The 8,472-nt window shown below is 39.4% G+C and carries 9 protein-coding genes and 1 pseudogene; 5 read left to right on the top strand and 5 right to left on the bottom strand.

The annotated features are described in order from the left end of the window. Positions 1–963: pseudogene (locus tag ASJ81_RS06255) on the bottom strand (IS4 family transposase); the annotation flags it as partial. Positions 964–1,308: 345 nt separating this feature from the next. Between ASJ81_RS06255 and ASJ81_RS06250 the strand changes: the two are divergent. Further along, a complete protein-coding gene (locus ASJ81_RS06250; protein ID WP_095643740.1) occupies positions 1,309–1,881 on the top strand; it encodes a hydrolase in 573 nt (190 codons plus the stop codon). Positions 1,882–2,004: 123 nt separating this feature from the next. Here the strand turns inward: ASJ81_RS06250 and ASJ81_RS23580 are convergent, their stop codons facing one another. The 4 genes from ASJ81_RS23580 to ASJ81_RS06230 all read right to left on the bottom strand — a co-directional run bounded on the left by ASJ81_RS23580 (position 2,005) and on the right by ASJ81_RS06230 (position 4,912). After that, positions 2,005–2,238 (bottom strand): hypothetical protein, encoded by a 234-nt coding sequence (locus ASJ81_RS23580; protein ID WP_245859861.1) that lies wholly within the window; start codon positions 2,236–2,238, stop codon positions 2,005–2,007. A gap of 334 nt (positions 2,239–2,572) precedes the next feature. Beyond that, positions 2,573–2,962 (bottom strand): class I SAM-dependent methyltransferase, encoded by a 390-nt coding sequence (locus ASJ81_RS06240; RefSeq protein WP_245859860.1) that lies wholly within the window; start codon positions 2,960–2,962, stop codon positions 2,573–2,575. Positions 2,963–3,278: 316 nt separating this feature from the next. Further along, complete coding sequence (locus ASJ81_RS06235) at positions 3,279–4,622, bottom strand: hypothetical protein (protein WP_095643739.1); 1,344 nt, start codon at positions 4,620–4,622, stop codon at positions 3,279–3,281. After that, entirely contained in the window at positions 4,601–4,912 is a 312-nt protein-coding gene (locus ASJ81_RS06230; protein ID WP_095643738.1) for a hypothetical protein, read from the bottom strand. The genes ASJ81_RS06235 and ASJ81_RS06230 overlap by 22 nt, the downstream gene beginning before the upstream one ends. A 399-nt stretch (positions 4,913–5,311) precedes the next feature. Here ASJ81_RS06230 and ASJ81_RS06225 point away from each other — a divergent pair, with 399 nt between their 5' ends. From ASJ81_RS06225 to ASJ81_RS06210, 4 genes are all read left to right on the top strand, one after another. Beyond that, on the top strand, positions 5,312–5,776 hold the full coding sequence (locus tag ASJ81_RS06225) for a nitroreductase family protein (RefSeq protein WP_095643737.1): 465 nt from the start codon (positions 5,312–5,314) through the stop codon (positions 5,774–5,776). A 577-nt stretch (positions 5,777–6,353) separates the two neighbouring features. After that, positions 6,354–7,418 carry a hypothetical protein gene (locus tag ASJ81_RS06220; RefSeq protein WP_095643736.1) on the top strand — a complete coding sequence of 355 codons (1,065 nt, stop codon included), beginning with the start codon at positions 6,354–6,356 and terminating at the stop codon, positions 7,416–7,418. A 291-nt stretch (positions 7,419–7,709) separates the two neighbouring features. Next, entirely contained in the window at positions 7,710–7,883 is a 174-nt protein-coding gene (locus ASJ81_RS23220; RefSeq protein ID WP_212556035.1) for a hypothetical protein, read from the top strand. A gap of 63 nt (positions 7,884–7,946) precedes the next feature. Further along, entirely contained in the window at positions 7,947–8,393 is a 447-nt protein-coding gene (locus ASJ81_RS06210) for an SAM-dependent methyltransferase (protein ID WP_095643735.1), read from the top strand. Positions 8,394–8,472: the final 79 nt, after the last annotated feature.

Below are 8,472 nucleotides of genomic sequence, written 5' to 3'. Positions count from 1 at the left end.
TTACATGTCCCATCTTGCTCCATATAAGTTTGCAATATCTTTTGCATTCAAAATCTCTTTCTGAATATTTGTGATATAAATGTGGTGCTTTTCATCCTCGTCATTATATACTGCAACAAGACGTACATTCATCTCATCCTGTTTTTGCTTGCCTTTATATTCTCTTCTTTTGAATGCTATTTTTACAACTGCATCAATATCTTTTCCAGAAAGTTGCTTAATGCACTCACTAATAGGTTTCCCTATGAAATCTTTGCACTTTGTTTTAGGCATTCCTTCCTCTATTGAAACAACAACAGGATCCATATTCTTTTTAATTCTTGAAACGAAATACCCCCCATTTTCTTCAACCCTTGCAAACATCTGAGTTTTGTAGAAACCAAGATCAACAAGGAGAATACGGTCTTTGATCCAGGGACCGATTTTCAATGTTTTTATCTCAGCTGATTTTTCGGAGTACAGAGCAACGGTTTTAGGGCCGTTAGCAACCGCACTTACCATAACTCCGACTTTTACTCCAGCAGCTACTGTTCTTGCTCTTGCTGCTGGAAATTTATCTGATAAAGAAGAGTGAAGACGAACAATTGTGCTGTCCTGAATGACAATATCCTGGAAGTTTTCGAGCTTCTTGCTAAGTTTTCTACCAGGTTCTTTTGCAAGTTCTTCTATGCCGTGAATTACGCACTGATGCAGGAACTCAACTAGTTCTGGAGTAAAACGATAGTACCAGCTGCTATCGCTTATGGTTTTATGGGACTCAGTTTCATATTCTCGTTTCAAACTGGAAAGTGTACGCTGCAAGCGTACGCCAAAACTAAGAGTTAAAACCCAAAAGATGATGACAGGGTCAATTTTGCGCTCACGTTTTATAAGACCAGTTTCTTTGGCAGTTTGCCTTAACCACTCTTCGGGAAACATTTCCCGAAGAGAGTCTTCAAGAGTAGGTGGGGGACGAGGAGACATAGAGATACATGTGTTAAGGTATTGTCATATAAAAACATCTTCAAGAGAAGGAATTTAGTGCTTAACCGATGACCAATGTAAATTTATTCATAAATTTTCAAGTTTTCAGCATCAAGAGTGAAGAAAAGACAAGAACGAAGAACTGACAAGAATGAAGAACTGACAAGAATGAAGAACTGACAAGAATGAAGAACTGACAAGAATGAAAAAATGGCAAGAATGAAGAAATGATAAGAATGAAAAAATGGCAAGAATGAAGAAACGATAAGAGTGAAGAAACGACATATAGTTAACTAACAGAGCGAATAAATAACTTGGTGCTAGTGTTTGATATGGTGATGGCGTATGCAGGAGTTAACTATTGATAAAGCCAAAACAGCTCTTGTGGTTATAGACCTACAGAAGGGAATAGTCGCACAGCAAACAAAGCCTTATCTTGCACAGGATGTTATAGCAAATGCCTCAAAGCTCGTAGACACGTTTCGGAAAAACGATATGCTCGTATTCCTTGCGCATGTTGTAATAACAAAAGAGACGATGCTCAAGGTCTTAAGCGATGAGTCATTCTCGAGTTTTTCAGTCCCGCCCGTTGACTGGTCTGAATTTGTGCCTGAAATATCCCCTACCTCAAAGGATATTGTTATAACTAAAAGGCAGTGGGGAGCATTTTACGGGACTGATCTGGAACTCCAGCTACGGCGACGTGGAATGAGCACGATCGTACTTTGTGGAATTTCAACCGACTTTGGCGTTGAAAGTACAGCACGCTTTGCCTACGAGTATGGATTTCAACAAATTTTTGCCGAAGACGCTATGGCTTCCAGATCTGAGGAACAACATAATGCAGCTGTAAACTTCATATTCAAAAGAATAGGGAGGGTGAGGAAAACGGATGAAATCCTCAAGGCTCTGCAATAAGGCTAAAAAAATTAATCTTATTATTCTCTGATGTGGCTTATCATAATATGGAGCTCATCACAATGTGAAACTCATCACAATGTGAAACTCATCACAATGTGAAATCATCACAATGTGAAATCATCACAATGCGGAATTCGCAGAATAAAGTCCCTTTCCAGATTTGGTTGCAGCAATTATGGCAAGGTTGCGGGATTTCCATAAACAGTCAACATATCCGAATCCTGCTGCCTTCATGTCGTGAAATGTTTCCCAGAGCGTTCCGGGTTTATCTCCCATCTTTTTGGCGTTTTCCAGGCGATTAAGCTTTAGTTCGTCGAAGGTCCATTCCTGTCCAAGCTTTTCCTTAAGTTGCATCACCAGAGAAGATATATGGTTATTTAACTCCCATTGATCAATATCTGGAGAGTCTTCCCTGAAGAGATCCCCGTTTATAAATAAACCATGCTCTTTTAGAAGTTCACGGATATCGGAATATAGCTTGATTCTGTTTTCAAACTCTACATGATGAATTGAAAAACAGGATACAACAGCATCAAATCCTCTATCTTCGGTTATATCCAGGATTCCTTGATTCAGATCACGTTTGACTACAGTTCATTTGTATTCGGTTAAGGATTTTGAGCTGCTGATCTCGATTTCGACGGAAAAACTCAAACCCAAATGTTTAGTGTTTAAATTGAAATCGATATCAGATTCCAGTTTTGCATTTGATGAATAATTTAACAAATTTTATGAAAATCAATGCAATTGATAACGATTTTTCCTTAACCGATGACCAATGGACTACAGTTATGTTTTTATTGTCCCTGAACCTTTCACTGCTTCGCCTTATCATCTCATCGGAGAAATCGATCATGAGAACATCTGCTTGAGGCTTTAACTTCAAGATTCCGGCTGTCACATCGCCCAGGCCGCATCCCAGATCAATTATCTTAGGATTCATTGACCCTAGTTCTACTGCCACCTTTGAGATGATCGACAATATTTCTTTCCTTTCAGGTATGATTATATCAGCTGTTTGAGCATATTTTTCAGCAGCCTCTGGATGAGTCCATCCTTCTTTTTTCTCTTTTTCCATATCCAGCAATATATCCTTAATAAGTTATAAATTCCAGCTATTATGTTAGTGAGGCTATCCTAAAACTCAAAACATTTCTCTTAACATGGACTTCGAATAATTAGTGTCGCATCAACCGTAAAATGTCATATAAAACCGATTGGAATTCTTCGAAATCGTTAAATCCTTGATGATTGACTCGGGCACTAATCAATTTTAAAAAAATTCAAAAATTGCCTGCTTTGCAGGCAACTACGCAAGTTATAACATAATTCTTGCAACGTTTTACTACTGTGAGACACCAGACTTTTTTGGAAAGAGGGTAATGGCCTCCTAATCATTTCTGGTCGTAATGAATACGAATCGGTCCTGAGATTGAATTGAATACCAGATCGTTATTATCCAGATATTGCAGAACTGCATATGCGCCGTTTCCGAAATTCACATCGCCAAAAATAGTCTGATGAACTGTTTTACCGGTATTCCAATCAAGTCCGAGTACTTCCCAGCCTTCTGGAGATTGGTAACCATTGATGAGAGCCATATTACCAGATGTGCTGTGGATGGGGATCATGCTTGTCGATGAGACATCTGATCGTGACCATACGGAAGACCATTTATGCGTTGAGGTATTCCATTGGAAGCGTTCAGCGCCATACGAGGCAGGGGATGCCGGGCCCATGAGTGAGACCTGAAGAATCTTGTTTTTGTCTACAAGGTTAGAATCAAAAGTTTCCGGAATATTATTCACAACAAAGGCTCCATATCCGTATACAACTACGGACTGTTCTGACTGTATCCATTTGGTATTATTTGGCAAACCGCATGTTACCTGGATCTGGTCAGCAATGCGCTGGTATCCATCAGGAATTTCGTCACGCCAGAATGCCACCAGGTTCATTCGTTTGGCACCATCGGTTATGACTACCAGTTTATCTTTGTCATTGCCGAATCCCATGAGCGTTGGGGTAGATCCTGTGCCATTGCCAAACTTAATCATAGGAGGTTGTACCGAACTGGTGTATTCTTGCGACCACGCACCGTCAGCTTCATCGTCGGAAAGTTTCGTACCGGTCCAGACGAGCTTGTACATAGCACTATTGCTAGCTACATGTATACCGTTGTTTTCGTCTACTGCAATTGAGTTGCTAACGTATTCACTGTCATTAAACCGGCAGAAAGATGCACAAGTAGTGTTGAGGTCGCGGTCAACGACTGCTATACCATTGCTGAATGTGATAATAAGATGACCATCATATGTCATGGAAAGGCCAGATACTCTTACGCTTGGCAGATGGTTCTTACCCTGAATAGCAGTTACTACATCTTCTATCATATAGCACTTTTTTATGCCTTCGGATGGTTTGTAAGGATTCTTTAGTGCAAATGCGTAGATGTTATTGCCATAATTGACATATAGTATGTTTTTGTTATCTACTACCGAGTATCCCCCATTTCCGAAGCGATCGGAGCAATTTTCACCGAGAAGGCTTTTTAAGTAAATATCCATCGAGGTTGCGTTCATTCCTGCAGCAGATGACTTGCCGAAGGTGCTGAAATTTTTATTCGGAACAGCAGGTAATTGGTTGTTTGTCGCATTGGCAAGTGCCTCATATTCCGCCACTGCAGTCCAATTATCGTCTTCAATGTTAACGTAGCTTACACGATCGGTACCGACCAATCGGTTTTGTTGTTGGATCTATAGTGAAAAACACCGCAGAGAGGCCCATAAGGTGTAGAGTCACTCTGGGAAGAGTCAAAATGGGTGATAGAATACAGTGAAGATGCCAGGTAAGGATTGGGGACAGGCCCGTTGATATTAGAAATATTCTCGCTACTTAAACTCTTAGAATTTTCCTTATTTCCAAATGACTCTGCGCTTGCGATACTACCCAGTATTAAAAATACCAGCGCTGTAATTCCTATGGCATTTAATAGGATCAGCTTTCCAGGGATTATAATGCTCTTCATATCAAACCTCAAATTTTGGATTTATATACTGAGCTGATCCCAAAACCCGAAACCCTTTATTTAAATATTAAGTTTGAATACAAATAAAGTATTTATAGTTAATTTAATCTAAATTTTCTATAAAAAGTCAAATCGGTTTTAAGATGAGCTCTTTAATACTAATTTTGTTCTATCCAGAAATAATTTCGCTCTAAAACTTTTTTCCTTTTGTTCACATTTTTCACAACCCAAGTAATCTCATTCCGATTCTAACTTTTACCTCAATCGGTAATCTATTCTACATTTTTGATGACTCTAACTGTCAAGTTTTAATGCTTCATAAGGCCTTGTGCGAAAATGAAGCCCTGTAACAATAAGGTTTATCCGTTATAAAAAAACATTATCGATTGGGGAAATTTTATGGAAACAATGGACGCAATTTTAACTCGAAGAAGTATCCGAAAGTATTCTCCGGACCCGGTAAATCGGGATGTGATTGAGAATGTTTTAAAAGCCGGAATGAATGCACCGTCTGCAGGAGACGAGCAGCCCTGGCATTTTGTTATAATTGATCAACATGACCTGCTTGAGAAAATTTCGGAATTACATCCATATGCAAAAATGCTAAAGGGTACTCCAACTGCGGTGCTTGTCTGCGGGGATCAGCACGCTCCGAAATATAAAGACTTCTGGATTCAGGACTGTTCGGCTGCAAGCCAGAATATGCTGCTTGCTGCCCACGATCTTGGACTTGGCGCCGTCTGGATCGGGGTTTATCCCGTTGAAAAGATGATTCAGGAACTCAGGGATTTGTTGAATATTCCGGCACATATAACTGACTCAGTACCAAAATCTAGTGATGAATGTAAAACTCAAAATCACTAGATTTTATAAATGGTCACCATCCATGTAATACAACTTAGTGATTCAAGTCTTTAGATAGCGAATATCGATTTTGATAAAAACTGGATTCTTCTTGCTAATTAAGACTTTCTATCAAAAATGCAAAAATCACTGGATTTTGGAACAGAGTCCATATAACTCCGTTTTCAATAATTGCAATGGGTTATCCGGCAGAGGAAAAATCAGGAAGAATGAGGTACAATCCTTCCAGAATCCATAGTAATTTCTGGTAAAATTTCTCAAACTCAAATCCGAAAAAAGGGCAATATCTGACCGAAATCATGTCTAACCGACATCATGTAGCTTCCCACCTAAATTTTCGTAGATATGTGTTACTGTGAAAGGTATGGTTTATACAGTTATTACTTTCATTGAACCTTTGCTTTACTTTACTTTACTTTACTTTACTTTACTTTTAATTCACTTAAATTCAACTTTAATATTAGTTTTAATAATCTTTTGAAAACATTCATTAATTCAAGGTAATAATTATGTGCAAAATTAAACAATGATCTAAATTAAGTTAAAAATTAAGCAATAGTGCAAAGAGGGCTGTTTTATGGAAAAGAAATTGGTATCAATTCTTATTTTACTTATAATGCTTTTTGCTGCACTGCCTTACTCAGCAGGAGCTGCCGATGAAAATTTTCTTAAACATACGAGCTCAGGAAACGCTTTTGGGGCTGGTGAAAACCTTCAGATCGACCAGAACATCCAAGGAGACCTGGTACTTGCAGGGTCTCGACTTGAAATAAACGGGAACACGGGAAATGATTTTCTGGGCGCAGGCGGGGAGATAATTGTTAATGGAGACGTTTCAGGAAACATTATCGCAGCAGGAGGATCTATACGGGTAAACGGGAATGTAGGTGGAGATGTGGCAGCACTCGGCGGCCAGATTACCCTTTCCCGGAACAGCGTAGTCGAAGGAGATATTTTGCTTGGTGGCGGGGAAGTAACGCTCGATGGAACCGTTAACGGAAATGGGGATGTCTCAACAGACACCCTCAAAACCGGAGATAACTTCAAGCTTAAAGGAAATCTTGCACTTCAAGCCGATAATTATCCATCGAACCTGAACGATAAGGTTGGCGGAAACCTGAATATTACGCAGGTAAATGCGACAGAAGAACAGCATGAAAGTTTTTACAAAGGGTTTAGCATTTTCTCCTTCATATGGAGGTTGCTCGCATCCCTGGCTATTGGCCTGGTCCTTATCTACCTTTTCCCGAGTTTCGTAGGTGGCCTTGTAGAACTTGTAAAAGACTCACCTCTGAAAACAGGACTACTGGGTTTTCTAACTCTAGTTCTTCTTCCGGTACTCTCTATAATCCTGCTTGCTACTCTTATTGGGTGGAGCCTTTCGATCATGCTTATCCTGTTTATGGTATTTGCGCTTCTTATCGCGACAGTACCTGTAAAACTGCTTGCTGGCAGGATAATCTATAATAAAATCTTAAAAAAGGAAGCAGGAAAAATGATGTACTATATTTTCGGGGCAGTCCTGTTTGCAATTGTATATGAAATTCCTTTTCTGGGAGGGCTTATACGTTTTGTTGCCCTCATTATTGGGTTAGGGGCTATAGTAGCCTGGCTTGCGATTCGAGCCAGATCGACAGGTTAAGCAGGTGAGTTTTCTAAGTGGGGAAATTTCAATTTTCTCGTGAAAGTGGTTTCAGGCAGATATTATAAAACTTGGATAAAATATGAGAACTTGGATAAAATATGAGAACTTGGATAAAATATGAGAACTTGGATAAAATATGAGAACTTGGATAAAATATGAGAACTTGGATAAAATATGAGAACTTGGATAAAATATGAGACTTGATAAAATAGGGAAATTTTTAGGTCTGGAAGGTTCGACCTTGATGATAATAAGGATATAAGTGAAGTCGCAAAGGAGATTCTCAAGTTGCGTCAGGATACATTTTCAATAACGTGTAACGCAATCAAATCAGGGATCGATGGAGGTCTGATCCGACGCGATATTGGTCCAGTTGAAGTGAACATCTTGTTGACCCTAATTGTTAAAGGGCTCACAGAATGGACACTAAATGAAAATATTTATGTATATGCGAAGATCTAAAAGCGAATTTTCCGTCCTTATTATCAAAACCTATAAGCAAAAATATTTTAGGGTGGATCATAAATGCAAGAACCGACAAGCTTAACAGTTTCAAATGAAGCAAACAATAAGAGAAAAAGGTCCAGTAAAATGGCTGAGCTGATTGCTCTCCACAGGGTTGCAGAATCGAGAAAGTCAGAGAGTGAACGGATATGTTATGATCCTTATGCAGTCTACTTTGTTGACCCAGAGACACTGGCATTTGCAGCGTCCAATCCAGAAAAGACAAAAGAGATGTCAGAATATTACGAACGTCTTTTTCCGGGTCTTGCGAATTCCATTCGGGCTCGAGTCAGGTATTTTGATGACTTTGTAAAAAGCTCTCTTGACGAAGGGCTTGAACAACTTGTCATCCTGGGCGCCGGATATGATACCAGAGCATACAGGATTGAAGGCCTGAAGGGAAAAGTAAGGATTTTCGAGGTAGACCATCCGGATACTCAGAGTGTAAAAGTTGAAAAAATAAAGTAACTATTCACAGGGTATAGTTAGCGGCGCTCCATTGAGCGCCGCGAGAATACCCTCAAAAACAGGTAAACCATTCATTATT

This window comes from Methanosarcina spelaei, from assembly GCF_002287235.1.
Lineage (GTDB): Archaea > Halobacteriota > Methanosarcinia > Methanosarcinales > Methanosarcinaceae > Methanosarcina > Methanosarcina spelaei.
The sequence above is the reverse complement of the archived record's forward strand: the minus strand, read 5'-3'. Positions and strand labels throughout refer to the sequence as shown.